The following is a 20,923-nucleotide window of genomic DNA, read 5'->3' as shown; positions in this document are numbered from 1 at the left end:
ATGGATGCCGATGTGAAGAAAACTTCGCAGACTTATTTGGACGACGCGGAGGTCAAACGACTCATTGCACTTAGCCAAAGCGGGGATAATGTTGCCCGGGACACGCTCGTCAACTGTAATATTCGTCTTGTCTGGTCTGTCGTTCAACGGTTTATGAACCGGGGGTATGAGCCGGATGATCTGTTTCAGATCGGCTGTATCGGTCTCCTCAAATCCGTGGACAAGTTCGATCTCAGTTATGACGTAAAGTTCTCTACCTATGCCGTACCGATGATTATCGGTGAAATTCAGCGTTTCTTAAGGGACGACGGGACTTTGAAGGTCAGCCGTTCGCTTAAGGAGATGGCCAACAAAGTCAGGAAGAAGCGGGACGAGCTGTCCAAGCAGCTCGATCGTCTTCCCACGGTGAAAGAGGTTGCCGAAGAGCTGGGGGTAACGCCCGAGGAAGTAGTGTTTGCCCAGGAGGCGAACAAACCGCCGACCTCGATTCATGAGACCGTATTTGAAAATGACGGGGATCCCATCACGCTAATGGATCAGATTGCCGATGATTCGCAGGAACGATGGTTTGACAAGCTGGCCTTGAACGAAGCGATAGGGGGCTTGACCGAACGGGAGCGGCTCATTGTATATCTAAGGTACTACCGGGATCAGACGCAGTCGGAAGTTGCCACCCGGCTGGGCATATCCCAGGTGCAGGTATCGCGGCTCGAGAAAAAAATATTGCAGAGCATTCGGAACGAGATCGCGCAGTAGCGGGATCCCATCGTATCCTAAAGCCTGCACAAAGAAAGCGCCGTCCTTATGGGACGGCGCTTTCTTGCGGAAATAAGACCTAACAACTTCAGCGTCTCACCCCTTTATCTCGATAGATGATCCTTCCCTAAATGGGGGCTGTATTCTGAGAGAGAACGTCGATGGTTGATTATCTTGTTGATTTAACCGCTATGGCCAGTCCGGCGATTAAAGAAAGTATGGTAAATCCGAGTAGAAACGATGGTTACTTCCCATACTAACGGTAATTTAGCAGTAAAGGAGTGTTTCGGATGAAGGTTAATCCCACTCCGACGGTGTTTCTGCAGCTGCGGAGCCGAATACGGCTGCCGAGAGACCAGACCGTCAAACTAGGTGATGTCGCCTTCATTGTTTGTGAGCCCGAATGGGAGAAGCGGCTCAGAGCCCTTCCGTTGACCCAGCCGAAGGATATCGACGGCAATCGTCTAGTCATGGATCTGATTCAAATCATTCCGAAGATACAAGGGTTGATTCCGGGGGCCCATATTGAACCGATGGGTAACCATCATACCCTGGTGGAGCTTGTCGGTCCGGACAGCAAACGATCCAGGCTGTGGTTCCCGCTCATTTGGCTGCTCTTGTTTTTCGGTTCTGCGCTCACCATCATGAACTTTCATGCAGACGTCAACATGCTCGAGGTCCAGATCCGGATAGTCGAAATGGTAACGGGAAAACGAGATGAGCATCCTTACTTGTTCCAGGTCGCTTACTCTTTGGGACTCGGATTCGGCATGACGGTGTTCTTCAATCATTTGTTCAAGAAAAAATGGAATGAAGAACCGACCCCGCTTGAGGTGGAAATGTACCTCTATCAGGAAAATCTGGATCAGTTCGTGGTTGCCGAAGAATACCGGAAAATGAACGCCAGTGCCGATACGACGGGGAAAAAACCATGATGTTGTCCATTCTGCAAGGGGTTTTTACCTGCGTTCTCGGCGTAGCCGGAGGCATCGCCGTCGGCGGCGGCGTGATTGCGCTCATCATTGTGCTGGACATCATACCGAGATTGTCCCAATTGACGGCAACTTACAGCCGGGTGCATTGGTATGAAGGAGCTTTGATAACGGGATCCTTCATTGGCACGGTAGCCGATTTCTGGAGATGGTCGGTACCTTTGGGACCGGTCGTGAGTACCATCATCGGACTGATGTGCGGAATATTTATCGGCATGCTGGCAGCCGCACTGACGGAAGTACTGAATGTCCTGCCGATTCTGGCCAAGCGGCTCCGGCTGAAGGGGTATTTGTTTGGTCTTCTGATGGCCATGGTGGCAGGCAAGGTAGCGGGTTCCCTGTTCGACTGGTTTGTTTACAACAAGTGACAGTTATGGCTAGGAGGTAGGTTATGGACGAAAAAACAACGCATGGCGACGAACTGGAGACCGGGATTCCGATCATTCCCCCATCGGAGATCAAAGCGCTGGAGGAAGAAGCGCTGAAGGAAAAGAGGGAGGCCGAAACCTCCGACAGCACCAAGGAATCCGTCATTTATTGGCAGCAAACGGACGATGTTCCCGCCAAGCTGAGCGTACTGAAAGAAACGCTTAAGGAAGTGATCGGCCTTGGGGTTTCGTTTGACGTGGTATTCCGCGAGATGAACTTTGCCGGCAGAAATGCGGGACTTCTCTTTTTAAACGGCTTCACCAATGATGTCGTGGTGACGGAAATTTTGACAAGGCTGACGTACCTGACGCCAGACGACGTTAACAACCACGCGCTTTCCGAAATCATGAACCGCTATATTCCCCATGTTCAGGTGGAGCGGGACACCAGGCTGAGCAAGGTGATTGACGAGGTCCTGTCAGGTCTATGCGCGCTGTTCATCGAGGATGCGCATTCCGCCATCATCCTGGACACCCGGAAATATCCCGTACGGGGACTCGAAGAGCCGGCTGTCGAACGCGTTGTTCGAGGCGCCAGGGACGGGTTTACGGAGACGCTGGTGACGAACGTTAACCTCGTGCGGAGACGGGTTCGTGATCCGGGACTGCATGTGGAGATCATCAAAGTGGGAAGGCGTACGAGAACGGACGTCAGTTTGGTCTTCATCGATGACGTAGCCGATCGTACCCAGGTAGAAGCCATCCGGAAGAAAATCCAGGAAATCGATTTGGAGGGGCTCCCTCTTGGCGACAAGCAGCTGGAGGAAGCGATTGTAAACAAGGGCTGGCACCCCTATCCATTGGTCCGTTATTCGGAGCGTCCGGACGTGGTCTCTTCCCATCTTCTGGAAGGCCGAATCGTCATTATGGTGGATACATCGCCGAGTGTGATGATCATGCCGACCACCTTCCTGGATCTCTGTCAGCATGCGGAAGAGAATCGCCAGACCCCTTTTATGGGGACCTACCTTCGCTGGATACGATTTCTAGGCATCTTTGCTTCGATGTTCCTGCTCCCGCTGTGGATGCTGCTGGTTGTCCATCCTGAGTTGAAGCCGCCGGGACTCGATATCATCGGTCCGGAGGAGAATTCGAAAATTCCCATTATTCTGCAGTTTCTGATCGTGGAATTCGGCGTGGATTTGCTCCGTTTGGCCGCGGTTCATACACCGACGCCGCTGGCATCGGCAATGGGCTTGATCGCCGCGATTCTGATCGGCGATATTGCCGTTAAAACCGGATTATTTGTCAACGAGGTTGTCTTGTATATGGCGGTTGCCTCCATAGGGATGTTTGCGACTCCTAGTTATGAGCTGGGGCTCGCCAACCGGATGGTCAGGCTGGTCTTGCTGCTGGCCACAGCCTTGTTCGGGGTGAAGGGTTTTGTCATCGGGACAACGCTTTTAATTCTGCTTCTGACGACCCACCGTTCCTATAACTCGTCTTATTTATGGCCGTTTATACCATTTAGTGCAAAAGCGATGGGCGAAATTTTATTCCGCAAACCACTGCTTCTGTCAAGAAGACGCCCGGCTCTCAACAAAACGCGTGACAACACGAAAATGGGCCCGGAAATGAATCCGAGGGGCGAGCACTAACAATAACACAAATGTTCTGTTGAAAAATCCATTTTGATTACCTTCCGTTGTCTGCTATACTGTGAACAATTATTCGATTACCCTATTTTTGAAACAATGGATCGGAGGAATTGTAAGCATGTTTTTACACGGTACAAGCAAGATTAACGATCAGGGGCATTTGGAAATCGGCGGGTGTGACACATCCGATTTGAAAGCTCAATATGGAACACCACTATATATCGTAGACGAGCAGTCGGTTCGCAACCGCTGCCGGGAATACATCGAGGCCTTCAAGGCTTCCGGTTTGAAGTTCCAAGTCGCGTATGCAAGCAAGGCGTTCTGCGTTATGGCCATGTGCCGATTGGCCGACGAGGAAGGCATGTCGCTCGACGTCGTTTCCGACGGAGAGCTGTACACGGCGCTTCAGGCCGGATTCCCGGCGGATCGGATTCATTTCCACGGAAATAACAAGACGCCGGAAGAGATCGAGATGGCGTTGGATGCCGAAATCGGCTGTTTCGTTGTCGATAACGTAATCGAACTGCATATGCTGCAGGCCATTGCTGCTGAGAAGAACCGCAAGGTCAACATTTTGCTTCGCGTGACACCGGGCGTCGAGGCACATACGCATGAATATATCTCGACAGGACAAACCGATTCGAAGTTCGGCTTTGATATCGGCAACGGCTCTGCGTACGAAGCGGTGAAGCTTGCGGAAGCGCAGGCGAATATTCAACTCATGGGCATCCATTCCCACATCGGTTCCCAGATTTTTGAGGTGGAAGGCTTCCAGATGGCTGTTCAGCGCGTAGCTGAATTTGCTGCTTCCGTAAAAGAAGGCCTGGGCGTTGTGTTCAAGGTCGTGAACCTGGGAGGCGGATTCGGTATCCGCTACGTGGATGGAGATACGCCTCTTCAAGTATCCCAGTATGTAAAAGCGATTACGGATGCGGTAAAGAACCATTTTGCGGGCCTTGGTTCCGAGCTTCCTGAAATTTGGGTGGAACCGGGTCGGAGCATCGTCGGTGACGCAGGTACCACGCTCTACACGGTGGGAACCAGCAAGGATATTCCGGGGGTGCGCAAATATGTTGCCGTCGACGGCGGCATGACGGACAATCCGCGTCCGGCGCTCTACGAATCGAAATACGAAGCGCTGCTTGCAAACCGGGCTAAGGAAGAGCCGGAAGAAACGGTATCCATTGCCGGCAAATGCTGCGAGAGCGGAGACATGCTGATTTGGGACTTGGAGCTTCCGAAGGTGGAAACGGGCGATCTGCTGGCGGTGTCCTGCACGGGCGCATACAACTATTCCATGGCCAGCAATTACAACCGGATCCGCAAACCTGCGGTCGTATTCGTGAAGGATGGGCAAAGCAATCTGGTCGTTCGCCGCGAATCGCTTGCCGATATCATCAGCAACGATGTCGTGCCGGCGGGTGTGACAAAAGAAACCGTTACGAGTTCATAAGACGTCAATGTCTGGATAGGAAGGGCCCGCCAAAGCCTCCGGCTGCGGTCAGGGCTCTTCGTCCTGCCTTCCGTCGGATATCATCGCGAGGGAGGGGACAAGTTCGTTTTGCTTCGAGGCTCAATTCATAGTAAACTATAACTTGCATTGTAAAAAATCGATAAAAGCGTTTGAGATAACGGAAGGAGATAGACACATATGGCAAAAAAAGCGAAGATCACATTGGAAAACGGCAAAGAGGTTGTGCTTGACCTGTTCGAGAACGATGCACCGAATACGGTGGCTAATTTTGAGAAATTGGCCAACTCCGGCTTCTATAACGGTCTGGTATTTCACCGCGTAATTCCTGGATTCGTTGCTCAAGGCGGATGTCCGCAAGGAACAGGAACCGGCGGACCGGGTTATACCATTAATTGCGAGATCAATCCTAACAAGCACGAGCGCGGAAGCTTGGCCATGGCGCATGCCGGCCGGAACACCGGCGGAAGCCAGTTCTACGTGTGCTACGAGCCGCAGCCGCATTTGGACGGACAACATACCGTATTCGGCAAAGTCGTTGAAGGCATGGAATACGTAGATGCATTCAAAGGCCGCGACAAAATGGAAAAAGTAGAAGTGTACGAAGCATAATAAATTCAGCATCATGCAAAAACAGGCTCACCCTCAGGGGTGAGCCTGTTTTTTATGGCCGCCGCAAAGGGCGGATTAAGCAGGGGCCGGGAACAATCGGCGAAGTTCTTCGGGGACGGGCCGGCTTTTACGCGAGTTTACATCCATCGCCACGCTGGTAACGATGGCATCCGCGCACAGCTCATAATGTTCGTTGTATATCCGCTGGGCCATGACGTAACTCGTGCGGCCGATGGACTCGGGTTCCGTCACGACGATCAGCCGTTCGCCTTGGCCGCACTCCTTGCGGTAATTGATATTGATATTGACGGTGACGGTCTGGACCCCGAGCCGTTTCAGCACATCATACCGCAGATCTCCCGCTTCGTACCATTCCTCCCGGCCCCACTCCAGGTATTCGAGGTATTTTGCATTGTTTACATGTCCGTTGACGTCGATCTCCGTGGGACGGACGATAATGTCCAGCGAAGTTTTCATCGTGGCTCGCTCCTTTTCAACTGCTACTTATCTCCTTGCTACCTTATTTAACTGTTCTCCCTTCGGGAAGCAATCTCCTTCAAAAATCCATGCTAATAACAGCATTAAAGTTATGCGCTTTAAAAAAGTTAGTTGTTTTTTCTTGCAATTTTCAAAAGGGGGTGATAAGATTCTTCATAAGATCAAACAATTTCATAGGTTTAATCCTTCGGGGCAGGGTGAAATTCCCTACCGGCGGTGATGAACGCAGTTATTGAGCTTATCGAAGCAGAGTGCTGCGTCTTAGTCCGTGACCCGGATATGATTGTGACGTTACACATCGTATGCGGTGGACCTGGTGCAAATCCGGGACCGACAGTATAGTCTGGATGGGAGAAGGAGTGAGAGACACATAAGCAGCACATGTTATTGTGTCTTTGCGCACAGCGTGACATGCGTTATGTGCAGGTTTTCACATGCAATTCAAAGCTGTGACGGCGATTTATTTGGTGTCGCCTGTTACGGATTTGGGTCGCTTGTTATACGCGAAATCTGCATTCATGACGGTTATTTATCATGTCAATGATTAACTTCCATCAAGCCCTGTTAAGGATTCTTCGGAATCTTTGGCAGGGCTTTTTTGTATGAACGTTGGGAAAGGGGCATGTTTAGCATGGATATCGTCAACGATGAATTCTATATGTCACTTGCGCTGGATCTGGCTGAACGTGCGCAGGGCCAAACCGGGATCAACCCGGTAGTCGGCTGCGTCGTTGTTAAGGATGGCGCTCTCGCCGGGGTGGGCACGCATCTGGAACGGGGAATGCCGCATGCCGAGGTTCATGCCTTGAATATGGCCGGGCCGAAAGCGGCAGGCAGTACCGTGTACGTGACATTGGAGCCCTGCAGTCACTACGGCGCTACGCCGCCTTGCAGCGAGAGGCTTATCGCCGAGGGCGTTCGGCGGGTGGTTGTGGCCTGCGAGGACCCGAATCCCCTCGTGGCGGGCAGAGGGATTCAGATGCTGCGCGCAGCGGGAATCGAGGTTGAAACGGGTATCCTTAAAGATCGCGCTCTTCGCCTGAACGAAGCCTTTATAAAATTCATTACGACGGGCCGGCCTTTCGTCACGTTAAAGACGGCGAGCACGCTGGACGGCAAGATCGCTTCGAAAACCGGGGACAGCAAGTGGATCTCCAATGAAAAATCCCGGGAGCTTGTGCATACGCTGCGCCATCGGCATCAAGGCATCATGGTCGGCGTGTCTACGGTAATCGCGGATAACCCAAGCCTGACGACCCGGCTTGGCGTTGAGGGGCTGGACCCGGTCAGGATCATCGTGGATTCGAGCCTGAGGATACCGCTCGACAGCCATGTCGTGTCAGACGGGTTAGCGCCCACCTGGATCTTGACGACGGAGCAGGCCGATGACACGAAGCGGACCGAGTTGGAAGAGCTTGGTGTTCAGGTCATCCCCTGCGGACCTGGACCGCGGGTGGATCTGAAGGGAGCGCTGCTGCAGCTGGGACAAAAGGGGATCGCCTCGATTTTGCTGGAAGGCGGCGGTACGCTTAATGGCTCGATGTTGGAGCAGGAGCTGGTGGACCGGCTCATCCAGTTTATCGCCCCCAAAATCATCGGCGGATATGATGCCCCGGGAAATTACATGTTCAGCGGTTATGAACAGATGAACCAAGCGATTACGCTGACAGGACTTGAGACCGAAAGACTCGGCGACAATATCTACGTCACCGGCATTCCGGTCTGGAAATAAGGAGCGAGAAAGGAGGGAAGCCTGTGTTTACTGGATTGGTCGAGGAGATCGGCGAGATGCGGCGTATTGGGCGCCAAGGCGAAGCCATGCTGCTGAGCATTTCCGCTAACCGGATCATGGACGATCTGAAGCTTGGCGACAGCGTATCCGTAAATGGCGTCTGCTTGACGGCTACAGCGATCGATAAGGGCGTATTTACGGTTGATGTCATGCCGGAAACCTATAGAAATACGAATCTCAAGGAGCTGCAGCCGGGCGGGAAGGTTAATTTGGAGCGGGCGATGGCAGCCGGAGGGAGATTCGGAGGCCATATCGTTCAGGGACACGTGGATGGCATCGGCGTCATTCGGAGCGTAAAGGCCGATCAGAATGCAGTGGTATACGAGATTTCGCCCGCGAATAGGGACGTATTCAAATATATCATTCCGAAAGGCTCGGTCACACTGGATGGAATCAGCTTGACCGTTGTCAAAACGACGGATTCCTCCTTTACGGTGTCCATCATTCCCCATACGCTGGCGGAGACGGTGCTCGCTTATAAAAAAGCGGGCGACACGATTAATATCGAATGCGACATTTTGGGGAAATATGTAGATCACCTGCTGCACTACGGTTCGGAAGGCGCAGGAAGCAGAAGCGGCACGAAATCGGGGATCAGCAGGGATTACCTGGCCGAGCATGGCTTTGCCTAAGCCGTTTCTTGCATATAGAGATATCTCCATGAGAAGAAGGAGGAGTAGGGATGGATGAGCGCTTTTCATTTCATACGATCGAAGAGGCGTTATCAGATTTGAAGGAAGGCAAGGTCGTGATCGTTGTTGACGACGAGGACCGCGAGAATGAAGGCGATTTTATCGCATTAGCGGATAAAGCTACCCCCGAGGTCATCAATTTCATGATCACCGAAGGCCGCGGGCTGGTCTGTTTGCCAATGACGCAGGCCAGGGCTCGGGAACTCGATCTCAAACCGATGGTGACGCAAAACACGGACTATCATGGAACGGCCTTTACGGTCTCCATTGACCATAAGGACACCACGACGGGCATATCCGCCTATGAACGTTCCATCACCGTCAACGGCATCTTGGATCCAAATGCATCGGCCGCCGATTTTCGAAGACCGGGCCATATGTTTCCGCTGATTGCCAAAGACGGCGGCGTTCTTCGCCGGGCAGGACATACGGAGGCGGCTGTCGATCTAGCCCGCCTGAGCGGCTCCTATCCGGCAGGCGTCATCTGCGAGGTAATCAAGGAAGACGGCACGATGGCAAGGCTTCCAGACCTGGTGGAGATCGCGAAAAAGCATGATCTGAAGCTGATCAGCATCAAGGATCTGATCCATTACCGCAACGAAAAAGAAAAGCTCGTGCAGCGCGAGGTGGCGGTGCGGATGCCGACCGACTACGGCGTGTTTCAGGCCGTAGCCTACACCAATGACGTGGACAACAAAGAGCATGTCGCATTGGTAAAAGGGGAGATCGACCCGAGTGAGCCGGTTCTCGTCCGCGTGCATTCCGAGTGCCTGACAGGGGATGTGTTCCACTCCCATCGCTGCGATTGCGGTCCGCAATTTGAGGCGGCCCTTCGCCAGATCGATGAAGCAGGCAGAGGCGTGCTTCTCTATATGCGCCAGGAGGGACGGGGCATCGGTTTGATCAACAAGCTGAAAGCCTATAAGCTGCAGGAAGAAGGGCTCGATACCGTCGATGCGAACCTGAAGCTAGGCTTTGCGGCAGATCTGCGCGATTACGGCATCGGAGCCCAGATTCTGAAGGATTTGGGCGTAAGGAAGATCCGCCTGCTGACAAACAATCCGCGTAAAATCAAGGGACTCGAAGGTTACGGCCTGGAGGTCGTGGAGCGAGTCCCGATTCAAATGCCGGAGAACGAGGATAACACGGGCTACCTGCACACCAAGCAAGCGAAGCTCGGTCATATGCTGAAGTTCAATGATATCGAGCAGAACGAGAGTGCTAACTAATCAAAAACCAATAAAAGGTCAATCATGGAGGAGGTTTGCCTCATGGAATGACCCAGCGCAGAGGGCGGAATGCTGCTGGAGAAGCGCCAGCGGTCGCCTTTAACTCCTGATTTCCACCTTGAACAAATACTTCATGAAATCAGGAGTTAACAGCGATCGGAAGCAGCAGCCGTCAGCGAAGCGGGCAACCACATCGATGTCATCCCAAATCCATGTTTGACCTTATATAAATTCCAACCCGAAAGGAAGTCATCCAACATGGCAACAATATTTGAAGGTCATCTAGTATCCGAAGGTTTGAAATACGGCATCGTGGTAGGTCGTTTCAACGAATTCATCACCAGCAAGCTGCTTGGCGGCGCACTGGACGCCTTGAAGCGTCATGGCGCACAGGACAACGAAATCGACGTCGCTTGGGTGCCGGGGGCGTTTGAAATTCCGCTCATCGCCCAAAAGATGGCAGAAAGCGGCAAATACGATGCGATCATCACCCTGGGAACCGTCATTCGCGGCTCCACCACGCACTATGATTATGTGTGCAACGAAGTGGCCAAGGGCGTGTCCGCCATTAACCTGAAGACCGGCATACCAACGATTTTCGGCGTTGTCACGACGGAGAACATTGAGCAAGCCGTCGAGCGCGCGGGAACGAAGGCAGGCAATAAAGGCTGGGATTCCGCCATGGCGGCCATTGAAATGGCGAACTTGACGAAAAGCCTAAAATAGTGCTTATTTAATGTAGTGCTCTTTTTATAGAGCACTGCATTTTATTTTTGGCGGGAGGATTCACCGTGACCGTATTATACAAGCTGGAAACGTTTGAAGGACCGCTCGATCTGCTGCTGCACTTGATTGATAAAGCGGAAATCGACATCCAGGATATTCCCGTCAGCGAGATTACCGAACAATACATGGCCTATTTGCACAACATGCAGGAGCTTGAACTGGAAATTACGAGCGAATTTCTGGTGATGGCTGCAACGCTGCTGTCTATAAAGAGCAAGCTATTGCTTCCGAAGCCCCCGGTTATCGAAATGGACGAGTTCGATTTTTTTGAAGAGGATGACATGGATCCGAGAGCGGAACTCATCGCGAAGCTGATCGAATACCGCAAGTACAAAGGCATCGCCCGTCATCTGCATGAGAAGGAATGGGAACGCAGCATGATTTACTCCAAGGAAGCGGAGGATCTGACTCCTTACATGCCGGAAGTGGAAGAGAACCCGGTACAGGGATTACATATCTCGGATTTGATCGCAGCTTTTCAAAAAGCGTTAAGCAAAGCCGTCAAGCGCACATCGTATGCCCGCATCCAGCGGGATGAAATATCGGTTAAGGACCGGATCCGGCAGGTGATGGACGCTCTGGAGCAGGTCGGGCCGGGAGGCAGGATTCTGTTCTCCAAGCTGCTGCACGAGGAGATGGAGCGCCATGAAATCGTGGTGACCTTTCTGGCTATCTTGGAGCTGATGAAGATGAAGCAAATCCTGTGCTACCAAGAGAAATTGTTTGAAGATATCGTCATGGAGTGGAGAGGGGAAGAACGCATTGATGGATTATCCGAAGCTGAAATCGATTATTGAGGGGCTTCTGTTCCTGGCGGGAGAAGAGGGCTTGTCGGTAAAGCAAATTGCTGAAATCACCGAGCAATCGGATGGCCTCGTTGGCGAAGCGCTGGAGGATATGAAGGAAGAATGGGAGCGGTATGAACGGGGAATTCAGATCGTGCAGATTGCAGGGAGCTACAAAATCGCGACGCTGGCCGAGCACGCCCCGTATTTCGAACGTCTGGCGTATTCCCCTTCCCGCTCCTCATTGTCGCAAGCCGCGCTCGAGACGCTTTCCATCGTGGCCTATCGGCAGCCGATTACGCGGGTGGAGATTGAAGACATTCGCGGCGTCAAGTCCGAAAGAGCCATCCATACGCTGGTTAGCAAAGGGTTGATTGAAGAAGTCGGCCGCGCGGAGGCGATTGGCAGACCGATTCTGTATGGAACGACCAAATCGTTTCTGGATTATTTCGGGCTTGCGAACATCAAGGATTTGCCGGAGCCGTCGCAATTCGAGGATAACGATCATTTGGAAGAGGAAACACAGCTGCTGTTCGACAAGCTAGACGGACAACAGCTTACGTTTGATGATGTGGAGGAAAGCTAGCCATCATATATTGTATTATGCTTCATTAGAAATGGGTCCTGAGCGTGGATAAACCGCGTCCGGGACCTTTTTTTGCCGTTCCAGGCATATGAAAGCAGAGGATCGGAGCAGTTTCGCATCATTTGGAGACCCTTTTGCCATACTAAGCCAAGCGGATTACATTTTACTAAGTTCGTTTTGGGGGTTACTTCGTGAGGATATGGATCTTTCTTGCGGTCGGTCTGGTCGTTCTACTTATCGTATTGCTGATCGTTGTGCTAAGCTCGAAGGTCACGATAAAGCTGGACGTGGTTCTAAGAAAAAATGAATATAAAGTATTGGCGGAAATGAACATGCTCTTTGGATGGATCACGCGCAAATACGAAGTTCCCTTTCATTTGGCCAAAGGAGGCATTGAGTATAAAAAAGAGACTGTTCCCGTAGACGAGGGGACTGAGCTCGGCTCCAAAGAAAACAAAGAAACTTCAAGTCGAACGATACGATATAGGGACTATGTGCGGGTCTTGCTGACTACGAAGGGATTTAAAAAGTGGGCAAGGCAAACGATGGCGGCCGTTCATCTCATGGATGTGCGCTGGTCAACTCGGATTGCCTTGGAGCATGCGGCCGATACCGCGGTTGCAACCGGGCTGCTTCATGCTGTTAAGCATACCATTATGGGATGGATGTCGTACCGGCTGATTATGGATGAGCTGCCGGAAATCCAGGTGGTGCCGCTCTTTAACGGTCCTCCGCAAATTTCCACAGAGCTTTGCTGCATAGCGAAAATCTCCTGCGGAAAAGCTATGTATGCTGGACTGGTACTTATAGTTCGCGTGTTAAAGGTGAAAGGAGGAGTTAGATCATGGCAGAACACCCTATTCAAGGCTTGATGCAAACGGCTATGGAGAACATCAAGGGAATGGTGGACGTGAATACGATTGTAGGCGACCCCGTGAATACACCTGACGGCAGCGTCATTTTGCCAATCAGTAAGGTGGCGTTTGGTTTTGCAGCGGGCGGAAGCGACTACAACGTTGAAGCAGGCGGCACACACCATAATACCGCTAACGGGACGCATACCGACCATAATGCCCTTCCTTTTGGCGGCGGCAGCGGCGGCGGCGTGTCCATCAGGCCGATCGCTTTCCTGGTCGTGGGTAAAGAAGGCGTGCACATCGTTCCGCTGGACAACCAGACACATCTGTTTGAACGGATTATCGATGCGACCCCGTATTTACTTGATCAAATCCAATCGATGTTTCAATCGGGAAACAATGCCGCCGGCAGCACGACGCCTCCGCCGGCATACTGATTGAAGCAGGCAGATCCCTTTCGTTCATGACGGAAGGGATTTTTGCTGCAATGAAATGGACATACCTTCAGCAAGGACGACATATACTTGTACAAGATTTCTGAACACCGGAGGATAAAATGATGAAAATGAAATGGACGAACCGCAAGTCTATGTTATCCATGTTGATCGCCATATGCTGCTTGCTGGTTACGGCTGTCCCTGTACACGCAGATCACGAGCAAGGCCCGTCCAATCATGCACAGGCAGCTGCGCTGATTGACGTGACGTCCGGGAGAATGCTGTACAGCAAGAACGGGGACGAGCGTTTAAGAATCGCCAGCTTGACCAAGATTATGACCGCCATCGTGGCCATTGAACACGGCAAGCTGGATGATCGCGTCAAAGTCTCCAAGAATGCTTTTGCCAAAGAGGGCTCCTCGATCTTCCTGAAGCTTGGCGAGGAGATGACCCTTGAGAATCTGCTGTACGGCTTGATGCTGCGCTCCGGCAACGATGCCGCCACGGCCATTGCGGAGCATGTCGGCGGTACGGAAGAAGGCTTTGTGTTACTGATGAACGAGAAGGCCGCCTCGCTCGGCATGATGAATTCGCATTTTATGAATCCGCATGGACTGGATCACGACGAGCATTACTCGTCAGCGCATGACGTAGCCAAACTGACGGCATATGCCCTCAAGAATCCGGTCTTTAGCGAGATCGTCAAAACCCCTACCAAGAAAGCGCCCAACCCGAATGAAGCATGGGACTACAAATGGGACAACAAAAACAAAATGCTGCGCTTCTACGAAGGGGCGGACGGCGTCAAAACGGGTTACACCAAAAAAGCATTCCGCTGCCTGGTGAGCTCCGCTACCCGTAACGGCCAGCAAATCGCGGCGGTAACGCTGAATGACGGCAACGATTGGAACGACCATTCCAACATGCTGGATTACGGCTTTGCTCATTTTCCACTGAAAAAGGTCACGGAAAAGGGACAGAAAATCCAGGGCTATCCGCTCGTCACGGGCAGTTCCTTCACTTATGCGTTCGCGCATGATGAGGAAGCGCGCCTGGTGAAGAGACTGGTCCTGCATAAAACAAGCACGCCCGACTTGTCTTTCGGGCTGCGGGGGCATATTGAGCTGCTGCTCGATAATGTCAGCATCGGCAAGGTTCCGGTCTACGCGGAAGGAAGCAAACTTCCTGAAGCCCCTGAGGCCTTGCAAAAGTCCAGGAGCGCTCTGGGACCCGTCGGTTCCTTGTCGCTTTGGCAGTCTGCAGGAGAAGTGCTCCGGCATCTGTTCAGGGGCGCACATAACTAGCCTTCGCTAAAGAATCGTGTATTCTCTTAACAGCGGGGCAGCAAAACGGGGGCGAAGAGATGATCAATTTGATTTGGATGGGGATGATTGTGATCGGGTTTGGTTTTGCGGCCTTCAACGGGAACATCGACAGCGTCACGAAAGCCGCATTCGACGGAGCCCAAACGGGCGTAACCGTCTCCTTCGGTCTTATCAGCATACTGGTATTCTGGCTTGGCATGATGCGGCTCGCAGAGGACGCGGGTCTGCTGAAAAAAGTGGCCAGGCTGCTGGGGCCGGTTGTCCGCTTCCTGTTCCCGGATGTACCGAAAAATCATCCCGCAATGGGATACATATTGTCCAATATGAGCGCCAATTTGTTCGGTCTGGGCAATGCGGCGACCCCGATGGGAATCAAAGCGATGCAGGAGCTTCAGAAATTGAATCCGGATAAGGAAACGGCATCTCCGGCGATGTGCACGCTCCTCGCGTTAAACACGGCCAGCATTACGCTGATACCGACAACGCTGATCGCGATCCGGCTTAATTATGAATCTGCCAATCCTTCGGAAATCGTCGGAACCACGCTATTGGCCACTGCGATTGCGACGGCCGCCGCAATTATCGCCGACCGTTGGTATCGCAGACGAACGATGCGCCGCCAGAAGCCGCCCGGAATCGGTACAGGCCTGAACCCGGACGTGAAGGGGTGATGAGTCTTGCTGTCTTGGATTAATATCGTTTCCGCCTGGTCAATACCCATTATTATCGCATTTATTCCTCTTTATGCTTATACGCGCAAAGTGCCCGTGTACGAATCGTTTGTGGACGGAGCCAAGGACGGCTTCTCCACGGCGATCGGGATCATTCCGCATTTGGTAGGCATGATGGTAGCCATAAGCGTATTCCGTTCTTCCGGCGCCCTGGAGTTTTTTGTCGGTTGGACGGGCCCTTTTCTGCAATCGCTCGGCGTACCGAGCGAGATACTGCCTTTGGGAATATTACGGCCGCTGACAGGTACGGGCTCCCTCGCTTACACAACGGAGCTGATCCGCGCATACGGACCGGATTCGATGATCGGCCGAATCGCTTCGACCATACAGGGAAGCACGGACACAACCTTGTACGTGTTGACCGTCTATTTTGGCGCCGTGGGCATCCGCAATGGCCGCTATGCGTTGAAGGTCGGACTGTTCTCCGATTTGGTCGGGTTTATTGCGGCGATTGCCGTCTGCTTGCTGGTGTTCGGTTAATTGGTTTCATGGACGACTGTCAGAAAGGCCAAAAGCAAGGCATATAGTTAGAAGGTACGTTTTTTTCAAAGTAACACGACGTATGCCTATACCCTTGATTCCGCCATGTCATATACTGCTGCAATCACAATTTGTAGTGGGGGTGATGGAATGGAAATCGAGGGTTTTGTTATTCATCATACCGTGTGCGCGCAGGAACCGCGGAACTGGGATTTTAAGATCCATCCGGACGGTTCCGTGTCCGCGTCTTCCGTGCTGGTCCGACCGGGACAGATCCACATCTGTCTGGAGGGCGACTTCAATGCCAGCTACGAGTCGATGACGCTGGGCCAGAAAACGCAGCTGTTTACCGCCAGCAAAATCATTTTGGAGCTGTCCAGACTCCATGATATTTCCCCGCTGTACTTATTTCCCCACTCCGACTCCTGCCCAGGGGCACATTTTCCATGGAACGCGCTTGTGATTTATCCTGTCGATGGTTATCATTAGGAATGAGGTGACCTAACGAACATGGAGAGATTACAGAAAATTATGGCACAGGCTGGAGTCGCTTCCCGCCGCAAGTGCGAGGAATTGATTCTTGAAGGCAAGGTGCAGGTAAACGGGGAGACCGTTACCGAGCTCGGCACGAAGGCCGATCCAGCCCAGGATATCATTACGGTTTCAGGCAAACCGATTAAGAATGAGAAAAAGGTATATGTCATGCTGAATAAGCCGAAGGGAGTCATTACAAGCGCTTCCGATCCCGAAGGCCGTAAAATTGTATCGGATTATCTCAAAGGCATTAAAGAGCGGGTATATCCGATTGGACGTTTGGACTACGATACGGAGGGGCTTTTGCTGCTGACCAACGACGGGGAGTTTGCCAATCTGCTCAGCCACCCCAAATACCATGTGCCCAAGACTTATTTGGCTACCGTAAAAGGGGTGCCCCACGGCACCGAGCTGGACAAGCTTCGTCAAGGGATCATGCTGGAGGACGGAATGACGTCACCTGCGGAAGTGGAGTATAAGGACGTGGATCCGGACAATAAACAATCCGTTATTTCGATAACGATTCATGAAGGCCGCAACCGTCAAGTGAGAAGGATGTTCGAAGCGATTTCCCATCCGGTATTGAGATTGAAGCGGATATCTTACGGGGATCTGCTCCTGCAAAATTTAAAGCGGGGCCTGTACCGCCATTTGACGGCGGACGAAATCAACCAGCTCCTGCAGATGGCGAAAGCCGCAAAGCCGGGCGGGAAACCGAAGAAAAAACGTTAAACCCGACACATAATATTCAAAATGGCGAGCGGCGTTTATGACAAATTTCGTTATAATTGTTCATAGGATGTTCACACCCGTAGTATGCGATATGATGAATGTCATAGAAAGGAAGCTGCTGCTTTATGGGCAAATCGAAGAAAAGCGTACAGATTGTTATTCTGCTTGCCATCATCCTGATCGGAGTGTACGCCGTTGCAACCGTTGTATTCGGCTCTGATGAGGTTCCCAAAGTAGGGCAAAAGGCGGCGGATTTCGAACTTCAAGGCATGGATGGCAACGTACATACCATGAGTGAATACGAAGGCAAGGCCAGGGTTATTAATTTCTGGGGCACCTACTGTCCGCCGTGCGTGCGGGAAATGCCGGCACTTCAAGCCCAGTGGGAAAAATGGAGCAGTCAGGGCGTTGAGATCATCGGAATCAATGTAGGCGAGAACAAAATGACCGTGGAGAATTTTGTTGCTCAAACCGGCGTGAAATTCCCCATCCTGATGGATCCCAAGCGGAACGCTGTTGCCAGCTTCGGGGTTGGGCCGATGCCAACCACTTTTTTTGTTACGGCCTCCGGCAAGATTGACCATATTCGCATAGGCGAACTGGATTTGAACACCCTTGACAAACAAATTGAACAGTTGGTGAATGCGAAATGAGTCAAGGTTCCAAGCCTTTGATCCATAATACGAAGTGTGATTGTGGACACCAGAATCCAACGGGGACGGTCCTCTGCGAGGCTTGCGGCAAGCCGCTGACCGAGGAAGCGGAGGCCCAGCCGATTCTGGAAATGCGGTATGACGGCGTTGCCCGTCGATCGCAGAAAGAAAATCCCGGTATTATCGATCGGGTATGGAATTTCTTTTCTTCGGTAAAAGTAGCAATATATCTCATATTGCTAACCTTGGTCGGCTCCTCGCTGGGGACCATCTTTCCGCAGGAGAGCACTTTCCTTAACATTGACCCCTCTGTCTACTACAAAGAGGAGTACGGACAGCTGGGGCATATTTATTATTTGCTCGGGCTCTCACATACATATACGTCTTGGTGGTTCGTTCTGCTGCTCGTCATGATCGGCGCATCGCTTGTCATTTGCAGTCTTGACCGTGTCCTGCCGCTCTACAAAGCGCTCAGCAGACAACGGATTCCGAAGCATATGTCCTTCCTTACCCGTCAGAAGGTGGTATACCAAGGACAAGTCCAAGAGGACGGGGCCGACTGGGTTGAGCGGATAAAGCCGATCATTAAGAAAAAGGGCTATCGCGTTCGAACGGACGGCGGGACGCTTCTGGCAGAGAAGCAGCGGTTCAGCCGTTGGGGTCCCTATGTTCTTCATATCGGCCTGATCATCTTCCTTCTTGCTGTTTTGGGACGGAACCTGCCGGGACTGCATATGGACGAGCATATGGCCTTTCCCCAGGATGAGCCTGTGCACATCAAGAACACCAGCTACTATTTATTGAACGACGGCTTTAAGGTTGAATTCTATACCGAGGACGATATGCCTGAAGAATTCAAAGGCAAGAACAAAGTGCTGCCGAAGGAATTCCAAACCCAGGCCATCCTGTATATGTGCGAGGCCAATTGCGACGATCTCGATAAAGAGCCTCAGCTCGTGGAATTGACGCGCCATAACATCGAAGTGAACCATCCGCTCAATTACAAAGGGTTGAAGGCTTATCAATTCGATTATGATCTGACCCCGATTCTCCGCACGGTTTCGCCGATGCTGATTGACAGCAAGAGCGGTAAGGAATACGGCAAAATCACGCTGTCCATCAACGATCCCCAAAGAGAGTATCAGGCAGGGGAATATACGTTAACGCTTACACAGTCCTTTACTGATTTTGGGCTGGGCGATAACGGCAAGCCGGTCAACCTGTCACCTAACCCGAATGCGCCTGCATTCTTATTTCTGATTAAGGGACCCGATCTGCCGAAGGAAGGCGTTCAGTACTTCTACTTCCCTAAACAGATCGATAAGGAACGTTTCAATCAGGAAGCGATCAACGCGCAGCTGGCAGGTGGGGAGGCACTCGTAAAACTGGATGTGCTCAGCATGGACGATGTGGACTTTTCGGAATCGACGACTTATCTGAATATTCGTGTGGATAAAGCCATGCCGTTCATTTGGGTTGGTTGTTTCATCGGTATGATCGGCCTGATCATGGGCTTTTATTTCACCCATCGCCGGATCTGGCTGCGTATTGATAACGGAACGCTGACGCTGGGCGCGCATACGAACAAGAACTGGTTTGGACTTCGCAAGGAGATCTCCGCGATCCTCAAGCAAATGAATATCGAAGTCGATGAAAAGTCATTGGAGAATAACAGGGGGACTAAGCATGAATCTAATTGATTTCAGCGGCGACGCATTTATCGTCGCCTTTACCTTATACTGCGTGGCATTTATCATGTACGCACTTGCCGTCATGGGACGCCGGTTCCGCAAACGCGACCCGGAAGCCCATTTGGCGAAGTGGGGCAAGATCGCATTTGTTACGGCAACGATTGGTTTGATCGGACACTTGTTGTACTTCTTTACTAGATGGGCGGGCTCGGGGCATGTGCCAGTCAGCAATATGTATGAGTTTATGTCCTTCTTGTCGATGGCAATCATGATTGCCTTCCTTGTACTTTATTTTATTTACAAAAAATCGCTGCTCGGCTTGTTTGCACTGCCGCTGGCAATCCTGATCATGGCCTATGCCGCCGTGTTCCCGCAGCAGGTGCAGCCGCTCATTCCTTCGCTTCAGTCCTATTGGCTGGGTATCCACGTTACATTGGCGGCGCTGGGCGATGCGTTTTTTGCAGTCGGCTTTATTGCCGGCTTGATGCATCTGCTCCGGACCGTTAACTTTAGTGGAACGGACAAGGGTGCGCGCAGGGAACAGCGCTGGCTTGAGCTCGTCATGTTTGCCATCGTGGTGCTGATCGGATTTATTTTGTCAGTATACAGCTTCCGTGCAGGCGGATATCAGGCGGAGTTTAACCAGACATTGGTTGACCCGAAGACAGAAAATAGTACAATAGTAAAAGTGGAATATAACATGCCTCCGCTCATTGCGCCTTACCAGAGCGAGACCGAGAGCATGCAGTCTTTCTTGGGCATGAAATCCCCGCTCATGGAAGCTCCGTCCTGGATGCACGGCGTGAATGCAGGACGTAAGCTGAATACGGTGGTATGGTCGCTGGTCACCGGGTTGATCCTTTATGGATTGCTCCGGCTGATCCTGCGCAAACCGCTGGCTAAATTCATTCAGCCCGCACTCCATCGACTGGATCCGGATGATCTGGACGAAATCAGTTATCGAGCCATCGCGATCGGCTTCCCTGTATTTACGCTTGGCGGTCTCATCTTCGCCATGATCTGGGCAGAGATTGCATGGGGCCGGTTCTGGGGCTGGGATCCGAAGGAAGTATGGGCGCTTATTACTTGGTTGTTCTACAGCGTGTACCTTCATCTCCGGCTGTCGCGCGGCTGGCAGGGCAAATATTCGTCCTGGCTGTCCGTTATCGGCTTTATCGTGGTCATGTTCACGCTGGTCGGCGTCAACTTGATTATCGCGGGCCTGCATTCCTATGCAGGTACCGACTAATGGCAATTG

Annotated in this window: 23 protein-coding genes and 1 riboswitch; of the genes, 22 read left to right on the top strand and 1 reads right to left on the bottom strand. The window is 52.0% G+C overall.

What is annotated here, in order from left to right; genetic code table 11:
* The 6 genes from sigF (at position 1) to BMX45_RS18420 (ending at position 5,857) form a co-directional block, all read left to right on the top strand.
* A complete protein-coding gene (gene sigF, locus BMX45_RS18445) occupies positions 1–756 on the top strand; it encodes an RNA polymerase sporulation sigma factor SigF (RefSeq protein WP_009595135.1) in 756 nt (251 codons plus the stop codon).
* Positions 757–1,046: 290 nt separating this feature from the next.
* The gene (locus BMX45_RS18440) at positions 1,047–1,691 is read left to right on the top strand and encodes a stage V sporulation protein AA (protein ID WP_090910946.1); all 645 of its coding nucleotides are present in this window, start codon (positions 1,047–1,049) and stop codon (positions 1,689–1,691) included.
* Positions 1,688–2,116 (top strand): stage V sporulation protein AB, encoded by a 429-nt coding sequence (locus tag BMX45_RS18435; RefSeq protein WP_090910945.1) that lies wholly within the window; start codon positions 1,688–1,690, stop codon positions 2,114–2,116. Before BMX45_RS18440 ends, BMX45_RS18435 begins: the two co-directional genes overlap by 4 nt.
* Positions 2,117–2,139: 23 nt before the next feature.
* On the top strand, positions 2,140–3,774 hold the full coding sequence (locus tag BMX45_RS18430; RefSeq protein ID WP_090910944.1) for a spore germination protein: 1,635 nt from the start codon (positions 2,140–2,142) through the stop codon (positions 3,772–3,774).
* Positions 3,775–3,892: 118 nt separating this feature from the next.
* Positions 3,893–5,227: a diaminopimelate decarboxylase gene (gene lysA / locus BMX45_RS18425; protein ID WP_090910943.1), complete on the top strand. Its 1,335-nt coding sequence runs from the start codon at positions 3,893–3,895 to the stop codon at positions 5,225–5,227.
* 198 nt (positions 5,228–5,425) lie between these two features.
* Positions 5,426–5,857 (top strand): peptidylprolyl isomerase, encoded by a 432-nt coding sequence (locus BMX45_RS18420; protein ID WP_009595227.1) that lies wholly within the window; start codon positions 5,426–5,428, stop codon positions 5,855–5,857.
* 75 nt (positions 5,858–5,932) lie between these two features.
* On the opposite strand, the gene BMX45_RS18415 is transcribed toward BMX45_RS18420, so the two are convergent.
* The gene (locus tag BMX45_RS18415; protein WP_090910942.1) at positions 5,933–6,334 is read right to left on the bottom strand and encodes an acyl-CoA thioesterase; all 402 of its coding nucleotides are present in this window, start codon (positions 6,332–6,334) and stop codon (positions 5,933–5,935) included.
* A 200-nt stretch (positions 6,335–6,534) separates the two neighbouring features.
* Positions 6,535–6,718, top strand: a riboswitch (FMN riboswitch).
* 268 nt (positions 6,719–6,986) lie between these two features.
* On the opposite strand from BMX45_RS18415, the gene ribD reads away from it, so the two are divergent.
* The 16 genes from ribD to ccsB all read left to right on the top strand — a co-directional run bounded on the left by ribD (position 6,987) and on the right by ccsB (position 20,914).
* Positions 6,987–8,087, top strand: coding sequence for a bifunctional diaminohydroxyphosphoribosylaminopyrimidine deaminase/5-amino-6-(5-phosphoribosylamino)uracil reductase RibD (gene ribD, locus BMX45_RS18410; RefSeq protein ID WP_090910941.1), 1,101 nt, complete (start codon positions 6,987–6,989; stop codon positions 8,085–8,087).
* A 23-nt stretch (positions 8,088–8,110) separates the two neighbouring features.
* Positions 8,111–8,779, top strand: coding sequence for a riboflavin synthase (ribE, locus tag BMX45_RS18405; RefSeq protein WP_090910940.1), 669 nt, complete (start codon positions 8,111–8,113; stop codon positions 8,777–8,779).
* Between the two features lie 50 nt (positions 8,780–8,829).
* Positions 8,830–10,068 (top strand): bifunctional 3,4-dihydroxy-2-butanone-4-phosphate synthase/GTP cyclohydrolase II, encoded by a 1,239-nt coding sequence (locus BMX45_RS18400; RefSeq protein WP_090910939.1) that lies wholly within the window; start codon positions 8,830–8,832, stop codon positions 10,066–10,068.
* Positions 10,069–10,326: 258 nt separating this feature from the next.
* Complete coding sequence (gene ribE / locus BMX45_RS18395; RefSeq protein ID WP_090910938.1) at positions 10,327–10,794, top strand: 6,7-dimethyl-8-ribityllumazine synthase; 468 nt, start codon at positions 10,327–10,329, stop codon at positions 10,792–10,794.
* A gap of 65 nt (positions 10,795–10,859) precedes the next feature.
* The gene (locus BMX45_RS18390; protein WP_015734494.1) at positions 10,860–11,651 is read left to right on the top strand and encodes a segregation and condensation protein A; all 792 of its coding nucleotides are present in this window, start codon (positions 10,860–10,862) and stop codon (positions 11,649–11,651) included.
* Positions 11,620–12,225: an SMC-Scp complex subunit ScpB gene (scpB, locus tag BMX45_RS18385; RefSeq protein WP_090910937.1), complete on the top strand. Its 606-nt coding sequence runs from the start codon at positions 11,620–11,622 to the stop codon at positions 12,223–12,225. The genes BMX45_RS18390 and scpB overlap by 32 nt, the downstream gene beginning before the upstream one ends.
* A gap of 191 nt (positions 12,226–12,416) precedes the next feature.
* Positions 12,417–13,097 (top strand): DUF2953 domain-containing protein, encoded by a 681-nt coding sequence (locus BMX45_RS18380; RefSeq protein ID WP_090910936.1) that lies wholly within the window; start codon positions 12,417–12,419, stop codon positions 13,095–13,097.
* Positions 13,070–13,519: a GerW family sporulation protein gene (gene ytfJ, locus BMX45_RS18375; RefSeq protein ID WP_090910935.1), complete on the top strand. Its 450-nt coding sequence runs from the start codon at positions 13,070–13,072 to the stop codon at positions 13,517–13,519. The genes BMX45_RS18380 and ytfJ overlap by 28 nt, the downstream gene beginning before the upstream one ends.
* Positions 13,520–13,638: 119 nt before the next feature.
* A complete protein-coding gene (locus BMX45_RS18370; protein WP_090910934.1) occupies positions 13,639–14,823 on the top strand; it encodes a D-alanyl-D-alanine carboxypeptidase family protein in 1,185 nt (394 codons plus the stop codon).
* A 59-nt stretch (positions 14,824–14,882) separates the two neighbouring features.
* Positions 14,883–15,515: a nucleoside recognition domain-containing protein gene (locus BMX45_RS18365; RefSeq protein WP_090910933.1), complete on the top strand. Its 633-nt coding sequence runs from the start codon at positions 14,883–14,885 to the stop codon at positions 15,513–15,515.
* Between the two features lie 6 nt (positions 15,516–15,521).
* Positions 15,522–16,055: a spore maturation protein gene (locus BMX45_RS18360; protein ID WP_015734499.1), complete on the top strand. Its 534-nt coding sequence runs from the start codon at positions 15,522–15,524 to the stop codon at positions 16,053–16,055.
* Between the two features lie 150 nt (positions 16,056–16,205).
* Positions 16,206–16,544: an N-acetylmuramoyl-L-alanine amidase gene (locus BMX45_RS18355; protein WP_090910932.1), complete on the top strand. Its 339-nt coding sequence runs from the start codon at positions 16,206–16,208 to the stop codon at positions 16,542–16,544.
* A gap of 21 nt (positions 16,545–16,565) precedes the next feature.
* Positions 16,566–17,321: a pseudouridine synthase gene (locus BMX45_RS18350; RefSeq protein ID WP_009595165.1), complete on the top strand. Its 756-nt coding sequence runs from the start codon at positions 16,566–16,568 to the stop codon at positions 17,319–17,321.
* A gap of 125 nt (positions 17,322–17,446) precedes the next feature.
* Positions 17,447–17,974 carry a redoxin domain-containing protein gene (locus BMX45_RS18345; RefSeq protein WP_090910931.1) on the top strand — a complete coding sequence of 176 codons (528 nt, stop codon included), beginning with the start codon at positions 17,447–17,449 and terminating at the stop codon, positions 17,972–17,974.
* Positions 17,971–19,674, top strand: coding sequence for a cytochrome c biogenesis protein ResB (locus BMX45_RS18340; protein ID WP_090910930.1), 1,704 nt, complete (start codon positions 17,971–17,973; stop codon positions 19,672–19,674). Before BMX45_RS18345 ends, BMX45_RS18340 begins: the two co-directional genes overlap by 4 nt.
* The gene (ccsB, locus tag BMX45_RS18335) at positions 19,661–20,914 is read left to right on the top strand and encodes a c-type cytochrome biogenesis protein CcsB (protein ID WP_090910929.1); all 1,254 of its coding nucleotides are present in this window, start codon (positions 19,661–19,663) and stop codon (positions 20,912–20,914) included. The genes BMX45_RS18340 and ccsB overlap by 14 nt, the downstream gene beginning before the upstream one ends.
* The last annotated feature ends 9 nt before the right edge of the window (positions 20,915–20,923 follow it).

This window comes from Paenibacillus sp. cl141a (assembly GCF_900109305.1).
Taxonomy (GTDB): domain Bacteria; phylum Bacillota; class Bacilli; order Paenibacillales; family Paenibacillaceae; genus Paenibacillus_AQ; species Paenibacillus_AQ lautus_A.
Note: the sequence above shows the minus strand (reverse complement) of the source record. Positions and strands in the feature narration are given on the sequence as shown.